At 44.8% G+C, this 22,725-nt stretch carries 22 protein-coding genes and 3 pseudogenes; 6 read left to right on the top strand and 19 right to left on the bottom strand.

The window, feature by feature from the left end; translation table 11 throughout:
* Nucleotide 1: 1 nt before the first annotated feature.
* The 5 genes from ABID47_RS07515 to ABID47_RS07495 form a co-directional block, all read right to left on the bottom strand.
* Nucleotides 2-1,525 (bottom strand): extracellular solute-binding protein, encoded by a 1,524-nt coding sequence (locus tag ABID47_RS07515; RefSeq protein ID WP_354495526.1) that lies wholly within the window; start codon nucleotides 1,523-1,525, stop codon nucleotides 2-4.
* Between the two features lie 47 nt (nucleotides 1,526-1,572).
* Nucleotides 1,573-2,451: a carbohydrate ABC transporter permease gene (locus ABID47_RS07510; RefSeq protein ID WP_354495525.1), complete on the bottom strand. Its 879-nt coding sequence runs from the start codon at nucleotides 2,449-2,451 to the stop codon at nucleotides 1,573-1,575.
* Between the two features lie 31 nt (nucleotides 2,452-2,482).
* Nucleotides 2,483-3,448 carry an ABC transporter permease gene (locus ABID47_RS07505; RefSeq protein WP_354495762.1) on the bottom strand — a complete coding sequence of 322 codons (966 nt, stop codon included), beginning with the start codon at nucleotides 3,446-3,448 and terminating at the stop codon, nucleotides 2,483-2,485.
* Nucleotides 3,449-3,909: 461 nt separating this feature from the next.
* The gene (locus ABID47_RS07500) at nucleotides 3,910-4,680 is read right to left on the bottom strand and encodes a nucleotidyltransferase domain-containing protein (protein ID WP_354495524.1); all 771 of its coding nucleotides are present in this window, start codon (nucleotides 4,678-4,680) and stop codon (nucleotides 3,910-3,912) included.
* A gap of 829 nt (nucleotides 4,681-5,509) precedes the next feature.
* A complete protein-coding gene (locus ABID47_RS07495; protein ID WP_354495523.1) occupies nucleotides 5,510-6,088 on the bottom strand; it encodes a TetR/AcrR family transcriptional regulator in 579 nt (192 codons plus the stop codon).
* A gap of 155 nt (nucleotides 6,089-6,243) precedes the next feature.
* Between ABID47_RS07495 and ABID47_RS07490 the strand changes: the two genes are divergently transcribed.
* A complete protein-coding gene (locus ABID47_RS07490) occupies nucleotides 6,244-6,930 on the top strand; it encodes an SDR family NAD(P)-dependent oxidoreductase (RefSeq protein WP_354495522.1) in 687 nt (228 codons plus the stop codon).
* A 208-nt stretch (nucleotides 6,931-7,138) separates the two neighbouring features.
* Here ABID47_RS07490 and ABID47_RS07485 read toward each other — a convergent pair whose 3' ends face one another.
* The 4 genes from ABID47_RS07485 to ABID47_RS07470 form a co-directional block, all read right to left on the bottom strand.
* Nucleotides 7,139-7,861, bottom strand: a complete 723-nt coding sequence (locus ABID47_RS07485; RefSeq protein WP_354495521.1) for a hypothetical protein — start codon at nucleotides 7,859-7,861, stop codon at nucleotides 7,139-7,141.
* 114 nt (nucleotides 7,862-7,975) lie between these two features.
* A complete protein-coding gene (locus ABID47_RS07480) occupies nucleotides 7,976-9,328 on the bottom strand; it encodes a sensor histidine kinase (protein ID WP_354495520.1) in 1,353 nt (450 codons plus the stop codon).
* 71 nt (nucleotides 9,329-9,399) lie between these two features.
* Nucleotides 9,400-10,107, bottom strand: coding sequence for a response regulator transcription factor (locus tag ABID47_RS07475; protein ID WP_200633409.1), 708 nt, complete (start codon nucleotides 10,105-10,107; stop codon nucleotides 9,400-9,402).
* A gap of 786 nt (nucleotides 10,108-10,893) precedes the next feature.
* Complete coding sequence (locus ABID47_RS07470; protein WP_354495519.1) at nucleotides 10,894-11,622, bottom strand: SDR family oxidoreductase; 729 nt, start codon at nucleotides 11,620-11,622, stop codon at nucleotides 10,894-10,896.
* Between the two features lie 200 nt (nucleotides 11,623-11,822).
* Between ABID47_RS07470 and ABID47_RS07465 the strand changes: the two are divergent.
* A pseudogene (locus tag ABID47_RS07465) lies at nucleotides 11,823-12,149 on the top strand (winged helix-turn-helix transcriptional regulator); the annotation flags it as partial.
* A gap of 515 nt (nucleotides 12,150-12,664) precedes the next feature.
* On the opposite strand, the gene ABID47_RS07460 reads toward ABID47_RS07465, so the two are convergent.
* The gene (locus tag ABID47_RS07460; protein ID WP_354495518.1) at nucleotides 12,665-13,519 is read right to left on the bottom strand and encodes an SDR family NAD(P)-dependent oxidoreductase; all 855 of its coding nucleotides are present in this window, start codon (nucleotides 13,517-13,519) and stop codon (nucleotides 12,665-12,667) included.
* A 187-nt stretch (nucleotides 13,520-13,706) separates the two neighbouring features.
* On the opposite strand from ABID47_RS07460, the gene ABID47_RS07455 reads away from it, so the two are divergent.
* Nucleotides 13,707-14,258: a TetR/AcrR family transcriptional regulator gene (locus ABID47_RS07455; protein ID WP_354495517.1), complete on the top strand. Its 552-nt coding sequence runs from the start codon at nucleotides 13,707-13,709 to the stop codon at nucleotides 14,256-14,258.
* A gap of 566 nt (nucleotides 14,259-14,824) precedes the next feature.
* Here the strand turns inward: ABID47_RS07455 and ABID47_RS07450 are convergent.
* Together ABID47_RS07450 and ABID47_RS07445 are read right to left on the bottom strand one after the other, a co-directional pair.
* Nucleotides 14,825-15,739, bottom strand: coding sequence for an NmrA/HSCARG family protein (locus ABID47_RS07450; protein ID WP_354495516.1), 915 nt, complete (start codon nucleotides 15,737-15,739; stop codon nucleotides 14,825-14,827).
* A gap of 147 nt (nucleotides 15,740-15,886) precedes the next feature.
* The gene (locus tag ABID47_RS07445; RefSeq protein WP_354495515.1) at nucleotides 15,887-16,456 is read right to left on the bottom strand and encodes a TetR/AcrR family transcriptional regulator; all 570 of its coding nucleotides are present in this window, start codon (nucleotides 16,454-16,456) and stop codon (nucleotides 15,887-15,889) included.
* 289 nt (nucleotides 16,457-16,745) lie between these two features.
* Here ABID47_RS07445 and ABID47_RS07440 point away from each other — a divergent pair, with 289 nt between their 5' ends.
* Nucleotides 16,746-17,132, top strand: a complete 387-nt coding sequence (locus tag ABID47_RS07440; protein ID WP_354495514.1) for a response regulator — start codon at nucleotides 16,746-16,748, stop codon at nucleotides 17,130-17,132.
* A gap of 421 nt (nucleotides 17,133-17,553) precedes the next feature.
* Here the strand turns inward: ABID47_RS07440 and ABID47_RS07435 are convergent, their stop codons facing one another.
* The 6 genes and pseudogenes from ABID47_RS07435 to ABID47_RS07410 all read right to left on the bottom strand — a co-directional run.
* On the bottom strand, nucleotides 17,554-17,856 hold the full coding sequence (locus tag ABID47_RS07435; RefSeq protein ID WP_354495513.1) for a hypothetical protein: 303 nt from the start codon (nucleotides 17,854-17,856) through the stop codon (nucleotides 17,554-17,556).
* A 60-nt stretch (nucleotides 17,857-17,916) separates the two neighbouring features.
* Entirely contained in the window at nucleotides 17,917-18,168 is a 252-nt protein-coding gene (locus ABID47_RS07430; protein WP_089547439.1) for a YolD-like family protein, read from the bottom strand.
* 622 nt (nucleotides 18,169-18,790) lie between these two features.
* Complete coding sequence (locus ABID47_RS07425) at nucleotides 18,791-19,369, bottom strand: DMP19 family protein (RefSeq protein WP_354495512.1); 579 nt, start codon at nucleotides 19,367-19,369, stop codon at nucleotides 18,791-18,793.
* 22 nt (nucleotides 19,370-19,391) lie between these two features.
* A pseudogene (locus tag ABID47_RS07420) lies at nucleotides 19,392-19,505 on the bottom strand (IS1595 family transposase); the annotation flags it as partial.
* A 340-nt stretch (nucleotides 19,506-19,845) separates the two neighbouring features.
* Nucleotides 19,846-20,172, bottom strand: coding sequence for an NIPSNAP family protein (locus ABID47_RS07415; protein ID WP_354495511.1), 327 nt, complete (start codon nucleotides 20,170-20,172; stop codon nucleotides 19,846-19,848).
* Nucleotides 20,173-20,486: 314 nt separating this feature from the next.
* Nucleotides 20,487-20,674: pseudogene (locus tag ABID47_RS07410) on the bottom strand (class I SAM-dependent methyltransferase); the annotation flags it as partial.
* A 66-nt stretch (nucleotides 20,675-20,740) separates the two neighbouring features.
* Between ABID47_RS07410 and ABID47_RS07405 the strand changes: the two are divergent.
* The gene (locus ABID47_RS07405) at nucleotides 20,741-21,238 is read left to right on the top strand and encodes an arsinothricin resistance N-acetyltransferase ArsN1 family A (protein ID WP_354495510.1); all 498 of its coding nucleotides are present in this window, start codon (nucleotides 20,741-20,743) and stop codon (nucleotides 21,236-21,238) included.
* A gap of 315 nt (nucleotides 21,239-21,553) precedes the next feature.
* Nucleotides 21,554-22,117 (top strand): RBBP9/YdeN family alpha/beta hydrolase, encoded by a 564-nt coding sequence (locus tag ABID47_RS07400; protein ID WP_354495509.1) that lies wholly within the window; start codon nucleotides 21,554-21,556, stop codon nucleotides 22,115-22,117.
* A gap of 338 nt (nucleotides 22,118-22,455) precedes the next feature.
* Here ABID47_RS07400 and ABID47_RS07395 read toward each other — a convergent pair whose 3' ends face one another.
* Nucleotides 22,456-22,704, bottom strand: coding sequence for a glycosyl hydrolase 115 family protein (locus ABID47_RS07395; RefSeq protein WP_354495760.1), 249 nt, complete (start codon nucleotides 22,702-22,704; stop codon nucleotides 22,456-22,458).
* Nucleotides 22,705-22,725 lie beyond the last annotated feature (21 nt).

The following is a 22,725-nucleotide window of genomic DNA, read 5'->3' as shown; positions in this document are numbered from 1 at the left end:
TTTACTCGGAGCTGGATATCCGCTGCTGATAGGACGCATTGATTTCCTCGGTGATTTTAAGCAGGTCGGGATCGTTCTTAAGTTCTCCAACGAATCTGTCCCACTCTTCGATCGGCGCTTTCCCCAAAATGACCTTCGTCTTCATGTCCTGAATTTTCTTGCCCAGCTCGGTGCCGACCTTGGTATTCGTATCGGAATTGAGACCGACCGCAACCTCCGGCACGCTCAGTTTGGCCCGCTCATCGATAATTTGCTTGTTCCGCTCCAGTACGTCGCTTGGCATACCCGAACGGTAGGCGCGTAAATACTTGTCGTATTTGATGAAAATTTGGCCGAGCGCCTGCTGTGCGACGATATCGGTCTTAGCCTGTTCGGTTGGCACCTTCACGCCGTTTTCTTCCTTGTAATGTACGTCCTTGATGCCAAAGCTTGCCAAATCACTGCCCTCGTCAGAAGCGCCGTAGTCCATCAGCTCGAGCAGCTTCTTCATCTTCGCTTCGGGCACAGTCTTCGGAATTGCGTACATTCCAAAGAAGCCGGAATCACGGTTGACGTAGCCGTTCAGAGAGACAAGCGGAAGGAAGTCCGCCTTCGGATCGGTCTTCCGCAGCTCCTCCGTCGGTTCCCAGGCAGCTTCGACCGTATCCTGGAAGCCTCCCGCCCGGCCCGCCTTGAGCATATCCTTCGCCTGCGAGTTTTTTAGCGTCGCGAGATCTTCGGGAAGGAGCTTCTCCCGGTACACCTTGTTCATCCAGACGAGAGCGTCTCGGACACCAGGTAGCAGATTGACGTTCACAAGCTTGCCGTCTACCAGCGACCAATCGCCGTTCGTCTTTGTGAAGACGTTCTGCAGCTGGCCAAGGGAAGCCATGCCGGACTGGTCGACGAAGCTGGCGTACCCGATCGTGTCGTCCTTGCCGTTGCCGTCCGGATCCTTTTCAACGAATGCTTTAAGGACGTCGTAAAATTCGTCGATTGTTTTTGGAACCTCGAGATTCAGCTTGTCCATCCAGTCCTTGCGTAGGTAAACGAAGCCGCCGCCTTCGACCGGACGGACCCGGGGAATTCCGTAGTTTTTGCCGTCAGCCTGCTTTGTGTTGGTCCAGGTTTCCTTCGGAAATTTCATCAAATTTGGGTAGTCCTTGATATATGGGGTGAGATCCCACAACGCCCCCTGCGCCACCATCGTCCGAACCTGGGCGGTGAAGGCGTTATCCAGCAGCATCAGATCGGGAATGTCCCCCGAAGCGAGCGTAACGTTCACCTTGTCGGCATAATTGTTCGGCGAGACCCATGTAATGTTCAGCTTGGTGTTGGTCCGCTTCTCGATTTCCTTGACGACGACGTTATCCTTGCCCGGCGGCTCTGGCGTGTAATACATCGTCATGATGCTGACGTTCAGCGGACCGTCGCCGGAAGCTCCTCCCCCGCCTCCTCCGCCGCTGCAGCCGACCAGCAGGGCGGCGATGAGAAGCACTGAAACGGCAATCTTCGTTTTGTCAAGCTTGAACCTTCTTTTTCGCATACGCGAACCTCCCCTTTTTATTTTGCTTCTAGTAGTCTGGCCTTCGTCTATTCCTTGACGGAACCGACCAAAGCTCCTTTCGCGAAATGCTTCTGCAAGAAAGGATAGACGAGTAGGATAGGTACCGTGGCAATGACGACGGCGGCCATCTTGAGCGTCTCTGGCGGAATGCGCTGCTCCGACATCATCTCAGCCGCGGCCGAGCCTCCCGCCGCGGTGGACGCGTCGATCAGCATGTTCTGCAGCAGCACCTGCAGCGGATGCTTCGCGAAATCGTTAATATACAGTAGCGCCGTGAAGAAGGTGTTCCAGTACGCGACGGCGTAGAACAGGCCGAACGCCGCCATGGAGGGAAGCGACAGTGGCAGGATGACCCGGTACCAGACGCTGAGATCGTTGCAGCCGTCGATCCGGGCTGCTTCCTCCAGGCTGGACGGGATGCTGTCGAAAAAGCCCTTCATCAGCAGCACGTACCAGCCGCTTGTCAGCACCGGCAAGATAAGCGACCAGATGCTATTGATCAGATGCAGGTCCCGCACAAGCAGATACGGTGGAATGATGCCCGGATTGAATAGCGTTGTCAGCAGGATGGCCAGCATGATGAACCGCCTTCCCTGCAGCCTTCTGCGGGATATCGCGTAGGATAGTCCTGAAGTAACGATGAGGCTCAGCGCAGTGCCGACGATCGCCAAAAACGCGCTGTTCCCGATAGCTCTCATGAAAGCGTCGGTGGAGAGCAAATATTTGTAGGATACGAGGCTCCAATGCTGCGGGAACAGCACCAGACCTCTCCGGATATATTCCGACGGTTCGGTGAACGACACGACAAATACATAATAGAACGGGAAGAAAGTAATCAGGCTGATCAAGCCGAGCGCGATGACGTTGATGACGCCGAACGCGCGGTCTCCCAAGCTTTCTCTCATTGGAACGTTCGCCTCCAGCAGGTGAAATGGGTTAGTAGACGCCTTCCTCGCCGAATTTCTTAGCCAATCGGTTGGCACCGATGACGAGGAGCAGGCCGACGACAGACTTGAACAAGCCGACGGCGGTGCTGAAGCTGAACTGGCCCTGCTTGACGCCGAGACGGTATACGTAGGTATCAAAGACGTCCGCGACTCCGGAGACGGCGCCGTTCATCATCAGAAACACCTGCTCGAAGCCAACGTCCATCATATGGCCGATCCGCAGAATGAGCAGAATGACGATAACGGGACGGATGGCCGGCAGCGTCACGTGCCAAATTTGCCTAAGTCGGCTCGCTCCGTCCATCTTGGCTGCTTCGTACAACTGCGGATCGACTCCCGCGATGGCGGCAAGGAAAATGATCGTGCCCCATCCTGCGTCCTTCCAGATGGACTGGAGCGTCAGCAGTCCCCAGAAATAGTTCTTGTTCGTTAGAAAATCGACCTTATCGAAGCCAAAGGCGACGAGCAGCTTGTTCACGACGCCGTCGCCGGTGGACAGAAGCAGAAACGTGATGCCGACGATGATGACCCAGGACAGGAAATGAGGTAAATAAATGATCGATTGCACTACTTTTTTGTAAGACGAAACGCGAATTTCGTTTAGTAGCACGGCGAGCAGAATCGGAAGCGGGAAGAAAAAGATCAGGCTTAGCAGATTGATCGCCATCGTATTGCGGAACAGCAGAAGGAAATCCGGATTCGAGAAAAACCGTGCGAAATGATCGAATCCGACCCACGGGCTGTTTAGGACGCCTTGATAGGGCGAATACTCCTGGAATGAAATGATCACCCCCCACATCGGCACGTACCGGAAAACGATGAAATAAATCAGTCCCGGCAGCGCCAGCAAATACAAATACTTGTCTCTCTTCAGGCCCCCCCAGACGAGGCTGGGCGGGGAGCCGACGGCTTTGCCCTCGGCGGCCGCGGTAACCTTATCCGCAGGCACGTCCATCATGGATTCCTCCTTCGAATCGGTAAAAATGATTGTCAACGCTTTCATGCGTCTTAAGGCAAGGGTACATGCCCTCCCCGTTTCTGGCAAATGCCCATTCTTGTCAGCCCGTTTCCTGGCGTTGACCATTCTTGCGGGGGCCCGAAAAGCCCTCTGCAAGCGGACTATTCGGCAAAAAAAACAGCCGGCGCGCAGCTGGCTGTTTTTTTGAAGGAAGCGGCGCATCGCTGCGCCACCCGGTCTAATCAATGACCATCAAATTTTAAAGAGGGTAGGTTTTAATAATACTTATGCTTTCTTCAATATATTCTTTAACCTTAGCTAATAGTAGACTAATGAACTTTTCATCGTCTTCTTTCAGTGAGGCTTGCCGAACACCTAATGCCGTGACGTCCCGACGGGCTTATGGGGCTGGATGCGATCACACGCTTCACAGAGTGACCCGAAGCGTCAATAGGGTGTTAGTCGAAGTAATTTCTGGAAGCAGCCATTGCATTTAACGTGTTCTCAAAATAGCTATATACTTCATCTGCAATTCCCAGAAACTCTTCAACAAGTACATTATTACTATCCAAGTAACAAGCATACAGATAATCAACTAAAGCGGAGTCAATCTCACAATAGTTTAATATGGCATTCTTCATCTTAATAATGTCATCTTGCCATACACCTGTATCTTCTAAAACCAAAGAGTATAATGCACGAATTAATCTCTTAGAGTAACCTTTAATATATCTATTCTTCATTGTGTTATCACTAGCATTAGAAAGTAAACTATGTATACGATCTACTTCGTCCTTGGTTTCTGTATTTAAGTCTAAAATGAACTCTGGAGAAATCATGATCGGTGGTACTTTTTCACCAACGTCATCACCATATATGCAAACACAAATGATCTTAACCCAAAAACCCCACTCATTTGGTTTACTTAATACATCGTCAATCGAGCAAATTGTCGTATCAATCTTAGTTAATAGTGGGTATTCTTCTAAAAACCTGTCTTTAATATTTGACAATCTTTCGTAATCAATATCTTTGGGATTTACACATACAATAGTAAAGTCTGCATCTGACTTAAAAGGTTTAGCCGTTCCTTTTGGAATCGAGCCACACATATAAATGCTATGAATCTTACCTTTAAATTCGTTAAGTATATGATCTATATACTTATCAACAAAATCCTTATATTCACTTTGTATTACAATTCTGTTTATAACTTTTTCTAATATCATATAGACTCCTCCTAAACTAAGAACTTCTAACGTCTACCGGACCGAGGGCGAAGGCCCAATGCATGAATATGGTGATATGTAATGCCGTCGACTTCTTGAATAACCACGATTATTCTCTCGCTGTCGTAAACAGAACTGTTGGATCGTTATTGGGTATAACAGAAGCACTTTAAATGACTTCATGACCCTTCGCTTGGAAAAACCGAATAAACGGTGTTCTAATTTCATCGGATGTATACAATTTCATCAATATTCCCCCGTTCCATTCCGAATATTTTTACAACAAAAAAACCGTCCCAAAAATTGGGACGATTTTAATCGCGGTACCACCCAAGTTATTGTCCTCGCGCATAGCGATACAATCAGCTCTTGTTGACTATAACGAGTCAAACCGGCGGGTATTAACCGCACTCCTGAACCGGCAATATACTAAGTTTCGTGGGATTTTACACCAAAACATCCCTCTCTGAACGAAATGTAGCATATCTTGTTCATTCATCGTTTTCATTCGTGTTTTTTCCTAATTATTTTCATTTTATCCAGTTAGAATTTAGATGTCAATCTTGTATATTAGAAAACTGCATAATACTCGAAAACCCACTCGTAATTAACGTAAACTGCCCGTTAGCTTAATGAAATTGCATTAGAAACATATTTATATGGTTATCTAATCGGTAATCGGCTCATGTTACATACAGATCCGCCTTCCAGGAAAGCCCGGCCAATGCCGGATGGCTTCGCATCAAGGTCGATCATCATAGGTCAAGGGACCATTACACCACGGACAGCAATGTCGGCAGTCAACATCCGCTCAGGCTCACCGTACCCGTTAGCGTAATGCTCCTTCGAAAGACTGAGATCCACCCACTACAAATAATGCAATCTTGTTGGCGACTTCCTCTTTATTCGTGGTGATGCTACCAGTGGCCCATTGCAAGGCACCTTCATGAATGATTTGTGCAAAAATAGGCACAAACATGTTCTTTTCGTTATCTGTAAAAATATGTTCCAAACTTTTCGACAAAAAAGCCTTCAATTCATTTAGTATTTTTTCTTTCATTTGCGGTAGGACCAAGCCACCATAGCTGCTGCGACATTCAATGTTCGGTTGTTGATAAAAATCACATACCGCAAAAATGAGTTGTCTTATGCTATCCAGATCGAATTTCACAACACCTGAAGTATGGTTTTCGATAGATGCTGAGGCGAAATCCCCCATAATAAAATCGATTAAATCGTATTTATCATTAAAGTGCGCATAAAATGTAGCCCGATTAACCTGCGCTCCCCTTGTTATATCCGCTATTGTAATTTTTTCAAAATCCTTTTTAGAAGCCAAATGGAAAAAAGCATTAATCAATGATTGTTTCGTTTGTGTCATTCGTATATTCCTTGCTTTTGTGGCCATTTCCTTCACCTCTAACCCAACAATTTATTACTCTTGTGGCTATAGCAACAATCGCACAGGGTTGTTGATTGTTGCATTAAACCTTTGGCTGTATAGTTTTCATTAAAGCAACACATGTTTCTTTTAATATATCATAAATAAGGAGCTAACGAAAAATGAAAACTATTGTCATAGTTGGTGCAGGTCTTGGATTAGGTTTGTCTCTAGCAAAAAAATTTGGAAAAAATGGATTTAGGGTAGCAGTGATTGCACGTAACCCTGAGAAATTAGCAATGATCGAACGTGAACTTAGAGGATTAAATATTGAAACGCAATCTTTTGTAGCGGATGTCACGGACTTAGCTGCTTTAAAACAAGCCATTCAAGCAGCTAAAAAAGAGTTTGGTTCGATTGATGTACTAGAATTTAGCCCCTATGCCAGGGAGGATAAGTTCACAAACGTGCTAGAAACTACGCCTCAAAGTGTATTAGATATAATGAAAAGCTATTTGCTGGCTGGTGTTCTTTCCGTTAATGAAGTTCTACCGGATATGATAAATAACGGTTCTGGTGCAATTTTATTTACAACAGGCGTATCTACTATATTCCCTTTGCCTTATGCCGGGAATGCCGGAATCGTTGGGGCTGGTATTCGTAATTACGCCGCAAACCTGTACAATGAGTTAAAAGAAAAAGGTGTATTTGTCGGACATCTTTCAATCGGAGCCATGATACAACCCGGAACAGCAGGGGATCCAGATGTTATTGCTGAAGCTTGGTATAATTTATATGAGAAAAAGGACCATTTTGAAGAAATATTCCCTCCAGGGCTTAATCCAACTAAAATTCTTGGTGAAAATTAATACGAAAGAGATAAGACAACTATTAAAATGATAGTTGTCTTATCTCTTTTAATGCCTAGTGCAATCTCTAGTCGACGATCGGAACATGGTCCCATTGAAACCCGCTAACATAGCGTTTTTTTGTTTTATCAGAAAATACCTGCCCCACTCCCGGGCAGGTATTAAAGGCGAATCGTATGAATGGCTTACCAACATCGATCACTAAATATTAGTCCAGAAGGCTGTAGATCTGAATGCTCTCCACCTTGGCATTCTTGATATGAAACGACATCACATCCACATAATTGGATGGCTCGTAACGGAATTCATCCTCCTCATTAGGGGCTCCATCACCAAGCAGTTTACCCTCAGGGTAGGCGTTTTTGAGTGTATCCAGGCTGTCTCCTGCTTTAATGTTTCGTACTGTTGCGTATTTAGGATCTGTAATTCCGATATGAAAGATGGAGTCTTGTTTCCCCTCCGGTATACTGATTGTTTTAATCTCCAGACCAGGATACGTATAAACCTTTTCTGTAAAACCGATTAACGTATCCATGTTTGTTCCATCGCCGGCACTGTACGTATGAGATTTCAGGTTATCCGGTTTGCCCAGCATCTGTTCCATCTGATCTTCATTTGCTGTATCCGAAATCGCAATGGTGTGCTCATTATAGACAAAAGCAAGCTCCTTCAGCACCACATTGCCTTCCTTCTCCATCGAACCTTCCTTAATCGCTTCAGCACTCTGTCCTTCTGAATCTTCTGAAGCAGGCGCAGTAGAATTTGATGCTTCTTCACCGACTTTGGCCTGTTCGTTCGACGTGTTATTTTCAGCCGAGCTCTGCGCCGCTTCTGGCGACTTGGCACCATTGGACTGACAGCCCGTCAGTGCCATCGTTAGTAAAATACTCAGCAGGATACCAGCTGCGGCTTTATTTATCAATTTCATCATGATCCCTCCATAAAAGTGTGATTTCTTCTTTATGAAGTGATTATAAAAAAAGCATTTATTAATCTCATAACAGAATTGTATTAATCTTGTAACGTAACTATTTACGCGCGTTTTTTATGCACGGGGTAACACAATCGTAACGGTCGTTCCTTCTCCGATTTGACTTTCCATGTCGATATATCCATTAAACCGCTCTACAATCTCTTTGCAAATCGAAAGTCCAAGACCTGAACCGTTCGCTGTGCTTGCATTTTTCGCCCGGTAAAAGCGTTCCTGCACTCTCTCAAGCTCATCACCCGCGATACCGATACCTTGATCACGTATCCGTATAACTACCTCGCTTGGCGTATGTTCCAACTTTAATTCGATTAGGGATGAACTGCCTGAATATTTGATGGCATTGTCCACAAGGTTGGCGATCGCATGGGACATCAGCATTGGATTCACGTTGGCGTGGACTCTCGTCAGAAGCTTATTCTCCGGTCCCGCTTCCGCCTCCCTGAACATAATCTCGATTCCTTTATCTTTGGCCTTGGCACCCATACTCATTGCGACTTGCTGAATCAGTTCGTTCATTTCCGTCTTCCGGGCTTCCAGTTCGTTAGAACCAGCCTTGTCGAATCGGGATAGCAACAACAGTTCATTAATCAAGCGCGTCAGCCGATCCGATTCCTGAAGCAGATGAGCATAGATTTTTTGCAGCTCCTTGTTCTCGTTCTCCCCATCATACAAGTATTGAGAGAAACCACGAATGGCTGCCAATGGTGTTTTTAACTCGTGAGATACGTTGGAGACAAATTGTTTCTGGTACTGAATGTAATCATGAAGCTGCCGCCCCATGGAATCCAGCCCATCTGCCAGCATGCCCAGCTCATCCTTCCGATTTAGATGAACCCTCCGAAACTCCTGTCTAGAGAAACTTTGCGCAGCGCCAAGCAACAGCTTAATCGGCTTGGTTGTGTTGCGGGCAATCCACAGACTGGATAACGTAATCAGTACAATAAATCCGCCTGCACCCGCAAACAGGATATAACGAATTTGATCCATAATCGCATAAAAGTAGGAAATGTCCTCCACGAACTCATACACATAAGCGTTTTGGTAGTATTGATCCTGAATGGGAGTGGCAAAATAAAGCAGATGATTTTCCGTTACGGTGTAGGCGTATCTGCCGCTCAGCGCTTTCTCAATATTCTTTTCAAAAATAAGAGGTTTGCCATCATGAATGATGATGCCATCCACAGCCAAGCCCAGCAATTGCTTGGAGCTATCATAGATACGTACTTCCTTGCCTGAAGCTTTTAGCTTCTCCAGAGCAAGTCTGACGATTTCTTTTGTCTGCGGCTCTCCTGTCGATGATCTATGCTGTGCCAACACCTCACGGAAGGACAATTCGGACAGATCCGCCTTCTCCATCATCTGTTTTTCAATGGTAATGAAGCTGTAGTAATCGATGGCTTTATTCACCGCAAAAATGATGATGCCAAAGGACAGCACGGAGAAAAATAAATAATTCAGCAGTAACCGGGTTGCATACTTCAGGCCTCGCCACCTCCAAGTTGATAGCCAAATCCATAGATCGTCCTGACATACTTCGGTTCGTCAGCGTTATCCTCCAGCTTCTTCCGTAATCGCATGATGGTCATATCCACACTGCGACTGTCTCCCATAAAGTCATATCCCCATCCGATCTGCAGCAGCTCATCCCGGGTAAAGATTTTGTCTGGCCTCTTGAGTAACGTTTCCAGAATTTTAAACTCTTTGGCCGTTAAAGACACGGGCACACCGTTTTTCAGCACCCTTCGGCTTTCCAGATCAAATGTCAGCTCTTCATGAATGATGCGTGTAGATTTCACTTCTGTTCCTTCACTTGATTCCTCCTTGCTCTCGTTTCTTCTCAGAATCACCTTGATCCGAGCGAGCAATTCACGATTGTCAAAGGGCTTGGTCATGTAATCTTCCGCCCCTAGCTCTAGTCCCAACACCTTGTCAATTACCTCATTTTTGGCAGAGAGCATGATCACTGGAACGGCACGTTTCCCGGTGATTTCCTTGCACAAGTCATATCCGGAGCAGTCAGGCAGCATCAAGTCAAGGACCACCAGGTCCGGCCCAAAAGCATCCAGCAGCTGCAGGGCTACTTTACCGTTTTCAGCCGTTTGAACGACGTAGTTTTCTCTTCTCAATACGAGCTCAATTAAATCTCTGATTGCGACTTCATCGTCAATGACAAGTATTTTCTTCAATGTGCACCCCTTCTAGCCTTGTTCCCCAGCTTTGATCATCATTTACCCTCATCTTAGCACAGACCACCAACTGGATGATGAGGTATACTCCACTGAGCCCAACATAACTAGTATTAAACCCGAAGAAAGGAGAACAATCCATGGATCTTCACTCAATTCCTAGTCAATGGACATACACGTCTCCTCACGGCCTTTCGAAACGTTTTGGGGATGAGAAAACTGTCCTGCATAATGCTACTTAACGAGGATTTAATTACATCGCTTTTCATTTAGACTCATCTAATCGGTAATCGGACTATGTTCTTGTCCATTACTTGAGACACGAACTTGTACCGATAAAACAAAAAAGCCGCTAAAAAAGCAGCTTCAATGGAATAAGTAGTTCTTGTCCCTCGACAATTAGCGGCTCTTATGTATTCTTGTCGTCTTACAGTCGTAGAGTTATAACAAGAACATATCTGATCGAACCACGCAGCCCTCTCACTTTCCGGCCAGAGTCAAAATCTCTTGTGCCACCAAGTCCGGTCGATAGTGATGCAGATAGTGCTCCGATTTCATTGACGATCCGATCGATATCGCGCGCCTTGCCCGTCGTGTCGCTGTAGCCATAACCGAACCTGTGGTAAATGGCGAACTTCATCTTTCCACCCAAGTGGTCATAGAGTGGGTAGAATCGACGTAAGGATTGGCTGTCCCCCAGCCGGAGGGGAAGATCGCTGTAACGTCGCCATGACCGCCCGCGTACAAATGCATGTGGGAGTACACTTCTCAATGAAAACTGGTTTCTCATCGCAAAATAAATCCCCCGTCAGGGAACAGCGTACTCCCGGTCGTGTATGTGTTCGTCATTAGGTAGATAACGGTATGGGCCGCTTCATCAGCCGTACCCACTCTACCGGCGAGATTAATCCTGGCGTATTCCTCGTAGGCCCGCTCTCGTACTTCCTGCTCCGTCCCTTCCCAGTTGAACGATGTCCGAATCGTTCCCGGAGAAATCACATTGACCCGAACCGGAGCAAGTTCAACCGCCAAGGCTTTACCGAGGCTTTCTATCGCTCCATTGCAGGCGGCGTAAGAAGCGCCGTCAGCCGGAGGACGTTGGCCGAAAGCTCCTGACATCAAGACAATGGAGCCATTTGGACGAATGTAAGGCATAGCATATTTCGCGGCGTTATACTGCGGCCAGAATTTGGCGTCAAAACTGCTGCGCGCCACCTCCGCTCTGGACGTTATCGGTCCCCTGACGTACGAGGCGCCCGGAGTAAACAAATGGTCAAAGCTCCCGACCTGCGCAAAAAAGGACTTCAGCTGCTCTTCATCCCGGTTATCTAGAGAAACAATTTCGGCGTGTGCCGGTCCGATTTGCCGCTTGGCCTGCTGCAGTTTTTCCTGCGAACGTCCGGCCAGAACGACAGAAGCCCCAAGCTCGACGGCCTGCCGGGCCGCTGCGAGCCCAATACCCGAACTGCCACCGATAATGACAACGCGTTGATGTTCCATTGAATACATAGACATATTCTCATCCCTTCCTTTTCGCGAGTAGACTATCTCCTCCTCTGTTCGACTATTATTGGCTAAAAAGCTGCCTCTGCCAAGACGTCACTTTGATCGGACCAAGTCCGAAAATTCGTACTATTGCTGCTGCCGGGGGGGATTGCCCCACCATGCTTGGCAAACAGTTCGGTGCACATGTATGATAGAATCGAGGTGACGACATGATTAGGGATTTGCAGGAACCGCGGCTTCAAGGGGTGCTTACAACCCTCGAGATGATCGGCGGAAAATGGAAAACGCTCATTTTATTCATTTTGTTAATTGACGGGACCCAGCGATTCGGAGAGCTCATGCGCCTTATTCCGGATGTATCCCGTGGCACCTTAGCCAAACAGCTGCGGGAACTGGAAGAGGCTCGGCTAATCGATCGTATCTTTTATCCAGAGGTGCCTCCTCGGGTCGAATATCGGCTGTCCGATCACGGTCATAGCATTGTTTCCGTGCTAGATGCAATGTGCGGATGGGGGCGACAGCATACCGCATATATGCGTTCCTTGAAGAAGGAGAGCAGCCCGAATGCATCATTCCAAGGGGGTCATACCGAAGACTCCGATAACACTAACGGAGCTCAGCCATGAATTAACGGATTTGACCCATAGAAGCAGGGCGACAGTCTTTTTTTCAGTCATATACAACGCATCATCCTTTTTTATTCTTAGAAAATACATAAACAATCACTCGGTCTTTTTTGGGGTAGCGTCAGTAAAATGCGGATTACAACGTTAATATTTCAACATAAAAAAACCTAATCTCTCAGCATTTAAAAGAGAAATTAGGTTTTTTTATTGATCCATTAGCGCTCCGATTGTCTCTGAAGAAGCATATATTTTACTTAGTAGTTCGAGTCATAAGATGAATTCTTGTTTCGATCCCAAACTTATTATTTAGAATTTCTGCGGGATTACGTGTCACAACTTGTGCATTAATCAGTTCAATGTTTCTACTACTAAACTCGTCAAGTGCCCATGTCAAAGCACTCTCAATCGCTAGACAAGCGGCTCGGTTAGTAAATTCTCAGCCCTTCGCACAAGGTCCACAGTTTGTTGCCTGCTCCATCATCAAACTTGGTGTGGATCGGTACGATCTGCTTCTTATCATCGAAAAACACGCCATTTGCGCGCTCTATTTCATTCTCAGAGGCCAGATAAACCCCGATCTCGCATTCCGCCTTGACAATTGCGTTGAAGAGAGGAGCAGCGGCCCTCAAATACCAAGGCGCATTCCTCGAAAGATTGGATTTCACAAACCCCGGATAAAAAGCGTTGGAGGTCACTCCCGTTCCTTCCAAACGCTTTGCCAATTCGAAAGCAAACAGCGTCTTGGCGAACAGCGACTGGTTGGCTGCACGCATCCCGCTATACTGGTGCTCCATTTGAATATCCTCGAAGTTAATGACGGGATTCTTAAAAAATCTAGGGTTACCCGACACTGTGATAACGCGTGCAGGTCCGCTTTCTTGGAGGATGTCGAGCAGCCGGTTAGTCAGCAGATAATGACTAAGCACATTGACCGCGAACATACGATCAATCCCCTCTGCCGTCAATTCCTTCTCAAAATGGATTGCACCACAAGCATTAACAAGCACATGCAAATGATCGTATTTCCGCTTGATCACGTCGCTGACTTCCCGGATCGATGACTGTAGGGAAAGGTCCGCCGCCACCCAATCTCCCCTGCTGTTGCCTGTAGCTTCCGAAATATCCTTTAATGCAGCTTTTCCACTCTCCGCACTTCTGCTGATGATCACGACCTTGGCGCCAAGTCTGGCTAGTCCCGTTGCGATTGCTTTACCTACTCCAGATGTTCCCCCCGAAACTAAAAATACTCTATTCTCAATATCCGTACGTATTGCGTTCATCGCCTCTCCCCCTTGTATGCAACAGCTGTTATTTTCATTGTGTATTCTCCTTTTTTTTGATAAGATAGTGTCACAAACTGACATTTAGGATCATTGTATGCCTCTGGGTTTTTATTGTCAATAAAAAATGTCAGAAACTGACCATATCATGTTTCCTCCATTAATCCCATAAATAGGAATGATAAAAATGAAAAGCAAAGAAAAATTACAGGCGGCAGCCGCCAAATTATTTATGGAAAAAGGCTATGAAAACACGACTGTGCAGGAGATTGCGAGTCTTGCCGGTGTTACGGAGCGAACCTTTTTCCGGCAGTTCAAGGACAAGTCGGATGTGCTTTTTGACACGAACAATGAGATGGGGCAGCAGCTCGCGGCTTTTATCACGGCCAATTTTGACGTCGAGAAAAAACCGCTGAAGCTTGCGGTTGAAGGCTTTGTGTCGACTTCCGAGTTTTTCGAGAGCTCGCGGGAGAGGGTACTAGCGCGGAATCAAATTATTCAAAGTAATCCTGATTTGCAAGAACGGGAGCTGTTGAAGGGGCAGGTGCTCATTGCGTCTATCACAAACTCGTTATCTGCCAATTATAATAGCGATCTGTCGGAGCTTGCTGCGCGATTTGCGGTTGAAATTTTTCACATGGCATTTATTAAATGGATTAAAAGCGCTGAGAAAAGCCTTGCGGAGCAGCTGCTCGCCGTTTATGAGTTGTATGAAGACTCGTTTTGTTGCGTGGATTGAACACCAAAAATTTCGCCTGGTTCGCCGTGTTTAATCTCCAACTTTCCTGCAAGTTAGCTTAATGAGATTGCATGGAAACAATGTTAGATACTTATCTTATCGGTAATCGGCTTATGTTCTTGTCCATTATGGCAATCGGGACAAGAACTTGTACCGATAAAACAAAAAGCCGCTAAAATAGCGACTTTCAATGGGACTATGTTCTTGTCCTTCGACAAAAGCCGCTGTAAACTGCTGCCACCCATGGGCACCGCCCTCCTTTGCTTGGAGACGCTTGCCTGGAACTCGACAATGTGTAACTGCCCTTTCTTGCCAATGTTGTTCTTTTGCCATCATGAGTTTTCAACCTGAATTTCAGAAGTACCGCTGACTGAAAATATAAAAAAAGGGCTCTAATTTTGGGTAGATTGGTGTTTGTCGAGAACATCACTCACAATGAGAGGAGTACCTTTTAGTTGGAACGTCATTTCCAGAGAAAGCTTCTGATTGACCAGGAGATAGGCTATCTTTTTAATGTGCCATCACGCCGCACATGTTCGTTCCCTTCCACCGTCAACAACCGCTACTTACTGAATGTCGAACCGATCTCTATTCTCATCCACCCATTCCGCAAACGACTTCAGCGCCACGCCATACTGCCTGGTTTCCTGCATATTGAAGCCGAATCCGGGAAATTCCTCCAACCACTCCATGAAATAAGTCGTGCCTTCCAGCATACCGCGATTCCGGGTTTCCTCGCTGCCGACTGTTTCGAAAACCACTTTCTTATCAAGCACCCGGCTTAACGTATCGGCAATTGCCGACATGGACAGCTCGTCGCTTGCGACATTAATATCCTTGGCATGAAACTTCTGTGGATCTTCGAACGCCGCGCGTGCGAATCGGGCCGTATCCTCTCCCGAATTAAGCTTCAACGGCGTGTCTCTATGCATCGTGCCGAACAAGACGCCCTTTTTCAATTCCGGTGCCATAAAGGCTGAAAGGGGCTCCGTGAAATTTTCCATAAACCAGCACGGGTGCAGGATCGTCCAATACCGGAAACCGCCGCCACGGATCAACTCTTCGATGTCGTATTTATTGTCCCATGTCCGAGCCAAATACTCGTATTTATCCCAGCGCGGGAAAAAATTGCTGCCGGCGACCGAGGTATGGACGACTTGTTTGATTCCGGCGTCCCTGGCGGCCTGCACCATGTTGGCGGCGTTCCGTGGCTCGATCGTCTGGTCGTATGGATCGGCGTACTGCACAGAAAAAATCGCCGCTACCTGATGCATGGCTGGTCCGAGCGATACCGGATCGGCTAAATCTCCCCGGCTCACTTCCGCACCTTGGGCAGCTAACGTTTGGGCGGCCTCGGATTCAGGGTTGCGGGTCAGAATACGAACACGATGGCCGTGCCGTAACAACTCCCGGGCTACGTAGCCGCCTTGTGTACCGGTACCGCCTAACACCAATATCGTTCTCGTTTCCTTTTGCTCCATATCTGATCACTCCATCCGCTTCGAATAATCGAATTATATTACCGCGGTAATATAATGTCAACACTATGGTTATGTATATTTTGCGCGTGGAAAACAAACTAAAAAACGCCCCCTCTATTGAGCGGAGCGTTCTGCCTGCCTCTTCTCTCATTTGACGACCAACAAAATTTCAAATTGCTTTCTTGTTTCTTCCAGAATATCGAAGCTGCCTCCTGTCATGGCCCAATTCAGAATAACCCCGTTGGCCAGATTGCACATAGTGTCCAGCAGTTCCTCGGCGCTCGCCGGATTTTTGATCTGGCCCGCGTCTTTGGCCCGTTGAAGCAACGCAGGAATAATGCTGCCGAGCAGCGCGGATTTGCTCTTATCGAGCGGAAGGATTTGATTTCGCAAGTGAACCCGATAATTTTCCTTCGTCATTTCGACACCCGATCGGACAATGTGCTTCACGAATATTTCCATCGCTTTGATGGCCTGCTCGGCAAAATCGGTAACGGCAAGAATGTTCAACAAATCGTCGTTGGATACGAAGTTGTCAAACGAAAAAAATTCAGAAATCAATTCGTCCTTAGATTTGAAATGGTAGTAAAACGCGGTTTTGGTCACATTGATTTCTTGACAAATCTGATTGATCGTTACATTTTCGAATCCATATTGATTAAATAAATTTATGCTTGTAGTCAAAATAGCTTCTTTGGTTGCACCTCTGGCACTCATATTCGCGTCCAACCCCCTTGACCTATTATAAATCATTTATCAAGGAAAATGAATTACATTACTTCGGTAATAAAATTTATTATAACAGTATTGCCCGCTAGCTTAATAAGCTGAATTTCCTAACTCAAAACATAACTACACATTTAGGAGTGGTGATAAAAATTATCACAATATTGTAATTACTGATTCAACTTAACTCTAAGGTGGTAACTCTATATATTAACTTAACGCCTCATACACCGATTATCCCTCTAACCAGTTCTTCTAATCCAAAAAGGATGATGTGCTCATGACTATACTCGTTGTAGATGATCATGAAATTGATCGCACGGTATTAGTTCGAATTCTTCAAAAGCTAGGTTATACAGCGGATATTGCAACAAATGGCTTGGAGGCTGTAGCATTAGTTAAATCCAAACCTTATCAGCTTGTTTTCATGGACATTCACATGCCCGACATGGATGGTATTACGGCAGCCTCGGAAATCCTTTCTTCTACTCCTTCCCCTCCACTTCTCATCGCAGTTACGGGAGATGGATATAAACGCAAAAGGTGCATAGAACTTGGCATGGTGGACTTCATCGAAAAACCCATTGGGATTCAGCGAATTAGACAATCCATAGATTCTCTTTCCTTATTTCCTTGGCCGGATCGTGAAATCCTGACTGATATGTAGTCAAACACTTCCTAAAGAAAAAGCCAGCTCTTTCATCTCCTATTCCACCATACACGCGATTCCAAAAGAATTGGTATAACAGGTCGGGGGGGACCTTCCTATGAGGTTTGTGAATTAAACGGCACCAGTCTTACTTTGGAAGGGGAATACGCAATCGAAATGGGCGTTAACAAGTCCCAATTCCAATATTGGTTAAAGCTTTATGAGATGCATGGTGAGTGTGCCTTTACTAACGGCTATATAAATTTAAAAGCAAAAATCAAAATGAGTCCGGTACAGCACCGAACTCATTTTGAGAAAGCTGCTTGACGAAATAACCGTGTCTAGCTTTTGGGGGTCACTTCAAAAATGCAGCTTCTATGGGAATATGTTCTTGTCCCTCGACATACTTCTTCTCTTTATATTTATCTTTTCTGCTATGTTAATCTTTTCTGCATAATCCAATGAAACAAGTAATGGTACCTAACAAAATGACTATGAAGCTTAAGCTTGGAAATCGAAATTTAAAATCTACAATTAAATTAAAAACTAAGCCAAGTAAAATAAGTTCCCCACCAATGATCATGATCTTTTTTCCAGTTAAATTATGGCGAAAAAATAAAACTGCAACAATAAATCCTACTATAATTGTCACAATTAGTAAGATACTTATGAATTCAAATCCAGTTTCGGTTAATTGAAACATACGATAAAAGGAATTCGTTTCCCGCCCTACTTCGGTCATTTGATCCCTCCAAGATCCACTTTAAGATTACTCATCTACAAAACTTCCCTTTCACTAAATCTAATCTCTAGGATAGTTAATCTCCATGATATCCATAAAAGGGACCTTGGTAATAACTCCATCCTTTTTGATGTGTACTTTTCCAGTCCGAGAATCCATTTGATCTATCTGACCCCTTACTGGCTCCTCCCAACCCCACACAGTAAGTAGAATTTCTGACCCTTCTTGATAAGCCTCTGTAAGTTGATTGCCTATCTCCTCTAATACAAATTCATCCCTTGTCGGTCTCTTGGGAGCTTTTGATTTGATCATCGGTCTCTCCTCCTCGTTGTAAAATGCGCAGTCCGCATAGGAGCGCTCCAATACATTAATAACTAGTATAATTTTACATTACAAAGTTACTTAAGGACAGCGTTACGCAAATCTACAATATTACTGATATAACAAAGCCCAATAATAAAAAAGCACTTGGATCGAAAGTGACACGCTATTCGAGAAAGCAAAAGACGACTTGGAGTTGTCGGGACCTTTTCGGGCCTTGAGATATATTGCGTTAAACCGGCAGAAGCCCACAGAAGCGTTGGCACTTTTTTCAAGAATGGCATCGCCATCTGCCAAACGTATCCGGGAACGTGGTTCATGTGCGAGGAGTCGAGGGGCCTGCAAGCGCGTTGTGCGGGCTGGGAGAATACCGGGCGGCCGCTTCGCTGATCGGAGTCTCCGAGAAAGTACGAGCCAATCTTGGCTCATTATCGTAAAAAAAAAATGTCGCTGCCACGCGGCTTTTTGTCGCCTTACAGGTGGCTTTTATCATTATTTATAATTTAGGCTCTGTTAAATTTTAATGTTGATAATTAATAAAAATAAATCGGGAATCAATAACTGTATGATTCCCGTCTTAACTTCGAGGAGGTTCCCGTAATAAGAGTTCTACCTATTTATTAAGCTCACCTACTAAATTATTTTTGTTTTTATCAACGTATTGTATAAGGTAATCAAATAAGTTTCTATCGCCATCATAAAGATAAAGTTTATCAGCAACTTCACTAATTTCTGATACCATATCATCATATTTAGAACTGTGAGTTTCAGAAAAAGAAGTTATAGAATATTCCATTTGATTATCAACATTATTTCTTAAATCCTGTGTCGATACATTGTTTTGTTCCAGTATAGATTTTATTGCCTTTAGTATATCGTAATCTTCTTCTGCCTGTATCCGTTGTAAAGTTTCAATCGTATCATTTAAGAATAATCCTGTTGAATTCTCTAAGAAGCCCAATATACCTTGCATATTCAGTTCTGTATCTAAGTTAATTACAAGTATTATATCCCTTATTACAGCAGGCAATTTATCAAATGTATCCCTTTCGGTTAAATGATAATTCTCTTCATTGTATAAGTTCAACGCAATCTCATTGATGATTTCTTCGCCTGATTTTTTCGTTAGAAGATTTAGTTGAATTAAATTCTTGATTATTTCACTATATTCACTCGTAAAATTAACCTCCATTCCTTATTTGTATCAACTTTAATTAGGTAGCAAAACGAGATAAACGCAGGCTATCATAGGTGTCGGTCATCTCAAATACAAATGATGTTAATAGAAATTCTTTAATATTGTGTTTTGTGCTTTCGTTTGCAAGCGATAGTCCTCTGAACTCATCTAATATATATATACCGCCAATTTCAGCTTCTTCTGCATTAAGATAAACAATCCTTCCAACGCCTGCAAATTCATCCTGATGTGTAACTATTGCAATTTTTTCATTTTCTAAATTACTCGGCATAAAGCCTATTTTCTGATACTGTTTATTTATCCATTGGAGTTCATTTTTAGTTGCTAATCTTATTCCCATTCCTTTTCGCCCCACTAATTACATAGATCAAGTATAACAAATGAACTAAACTGCCCGTTAGCGTAATAAAGCTGCCGATCAGCACCGACAGCTCTTCCTGTTCGTTTATTCACTATCGTTTCCCGTTAGTTCAATTTCCCAATCTGAAAAATTCAGCTTGATTCATAAAATATTCATCAATTTTTTCGACGATGAGCCCACCGTTTTCTTCCGAATTGCGTTTTACTTGAATCCATTCGATGTCTTTCTTAAACTGCTCCCATAGACTTTGACGCTGCGCCATATCCTCATATTCCATCACGTAATATATTTTATTTTGGCCCGTTGCATCTATCCAGAAATTCACGACCTTCATTCCCAATCTTGTGAAAATTCTAAACGTATGCTCCTTAAATCTGTCTTGAATGGCATCCATTCGACCTTCGTAAATCGTATAGATTCGCAACTCATATAGCATGTTATTTCCTCCCTGAATGAATCTGATTGGTAATCCAGCACAAATCTATTTCGACTTTTTAAAATTCAGATCGAGCCATTCTCTCTGGACCATCATGTGCTCCCTCGTGGGTATCCACGTTTACGCCTGTCACACATACCAAAAATTTACTGTAATTATAGTTAGAATATTCACTGAAGTAAAGATGTCATCTTCGTTATACTGCCCGATAGCTTAACGAAAAAGGAGCAGCTGACAACCGGCGAACTGCTCCATGCTATTTTGAATTAACGTCTCCCGTTAGCTTAAAATACGTTTGTATTTCATTCTCGGGCTTAAGTTGGCTTAACAGCATCCACCAATAGAGATACAAATCCCCAAGAATTTTCATTGTTGCGGTGAACAAAGTTTTCGATCGGTAAATGAAACCCTCTTTCTCATCCCAATCGGTGTAATGGAATTCTCCATTTTCATCGCAATACTCTAGAAGATTCACTTTAAAACCAGCTTCTTTCAGCATTGAACGTACCGAGGAAGCATGATATAAAAAGATACATTAATACTATAATTACAGGAGACATGAGTTAATATGAGTGCAAACATTTCCATAAGAAAAGCGACTGCTGAAGATCTAAGCAGCATATTACGGATCTATAACCAAGGCATTGAAGACCGAATTGCTACACTTGAAACGGAACCCAAAGACCTTGATTACATGGAAACCTGGTTCGAGCAGCATCAAGGACGCTATGCTGTTCTCGTTGCTGAAATTGCGGATTCTTTAGTAGGCTGGGCTTCCTTGAACCGCTATTCTCCCCGTGCAGCTTACGACGGAGTCGCCGACCTCTCGATATATATTGATCGGCTCTTTCGGGGAAAAGGGATTGGAAGTGCGCTGCTCCTTTCTCTTGAACAGGTAGCCAAACAACATAATTTCCGCAAAATTCTGTTGTTTACCTTCCCGTTTAACGATCATGGACAAGGACTATACCGTAAAAGTGGATACCGTGAGGTTGGATTCTTTGAGGACCAAGGGATCTTGGACGGAAGGTTTGTTGATGTCATGATTATGGAGAAGCTTCTCTAGGGCGTAAAGGTAATTGTTGATTTGCGTGAAGAAGACACACAGTGTGCGGCAGAGGGGGATGTCGAGTGGGTTGAAATCCCTCTTCGTGATGAAGCCAGTACCCAACAAGCTGAACTACTCCGGGATGCCATCCATGCGATTACCAAAGCGTACGGAGAGGACAAAAAAGTCGCTTTCCATAGCAGTGGCGGCAGGCAGAGGACGTACCGGTACAGCTGCTTACGATACTCAGCGGTTCGCCGGTGAACAAGAAGATTAAAGTGATAGGAATCGTGTGCAATGATCACAACGACCATTTTGGAGGTGTCTCTCATCATGAGCAGAAGTTTTCTGCTATTGTATGGGGTCGGCGGCAGTGACCCCAATCATTGGCAAACTTGGTTACATCAAGAGCTAGTAAAACGAGGTATAACAGTCCGATTTCCTGACTTTCCAGACAAAGATCAACCTGACAGGGATGTTTGGCTCAATCATTTATCTTCTGTCTTTGAAGAAATTCCAAACGATGAAGAAGTCATCGTCGTGGCTCATAGTCTAGCGTGTATCATGTGGTTCCACTACGCGGCTTCAAATCCGAAACGAAAAATTCAGCGAGCCATTCTTATAGCCCCACCCTCGCCATTTTTGGAATATGAACCAGTGATGACTTTTTTCCCTGTACCGGAAAACATGCATGAGATCGGAAAGATTGCGGAAAAAACGCTATTGGTTTTATCGTCAACAGATCCTTATTGCTCGGTGGAAGATGCATCACAGTACTTTGATCTAGGGGTTCCTTGCGTTATGTTGCCTAAAATGGGACATATCAACGTTGAAACGGGCTACGGACCGTGGCCGTGGATTCTTGATGTATGCTTGAACGAGCAAGTTACATTATGATTCGTTTACGGTAATCGGAACAAGTTCTTATCTTCGACCCGGGACAAGAACTTGTTCCGATAAAACAAATAAGCCGCTATAATAGCGACTCTCAATGGGACTATGTTCTTGTCCCTCGACACCGGCAGCTTCTTCCTGTTAGTTAGTTTATTCAACTATCGTACCCGTTAGTTCAATAATCATTTGACTTCGATATTAATACTACCGAACAACTTTTCATCAATATAAGCGTTAAGTTGCCAAATGCCAGGTTTCGGTAGCTTCATTGAGGATGGTAAATGAGCAAGTTCCAATACCTTTGATGTAATCTGCCCGTTAGCTTAATACCTCAAGTCAGCTTAGCTCAATATCTGATTTGACAATAAATCGTGTGCTATGTCGTCTTGCTCAATTATTTGATCGTTCTCATCAAAATATTTTAAAAATGATGCCAGCCCCCCCATAAAAAATGCCCCTGAAAACAAGCGGATAGGTATTTTTCTACGTGCATAACGAATAAAAATCGTCATCTCGGCTTCCTGTGGCTTGATATCCCCCACATTCAGTATCCAGGACTTCCGGATATGATGATCCCAGGACTTGCTGATCCCAGGACTTGCTGATCTCCT

The sequence above is a fragment of the Paenibacillus favisporus genome (assembly GCF_040545415.1).
Classification (GTDB): Bacteria; Bacillota; Bacilli; order Paenibacillales; family Paenibacillaceae; genus Paenibacillus_AQ; species Paenibacillus_AQ favisporus.
This window is presented reverse-complemented; position numbering and strand designations above follow the sequence as displayed.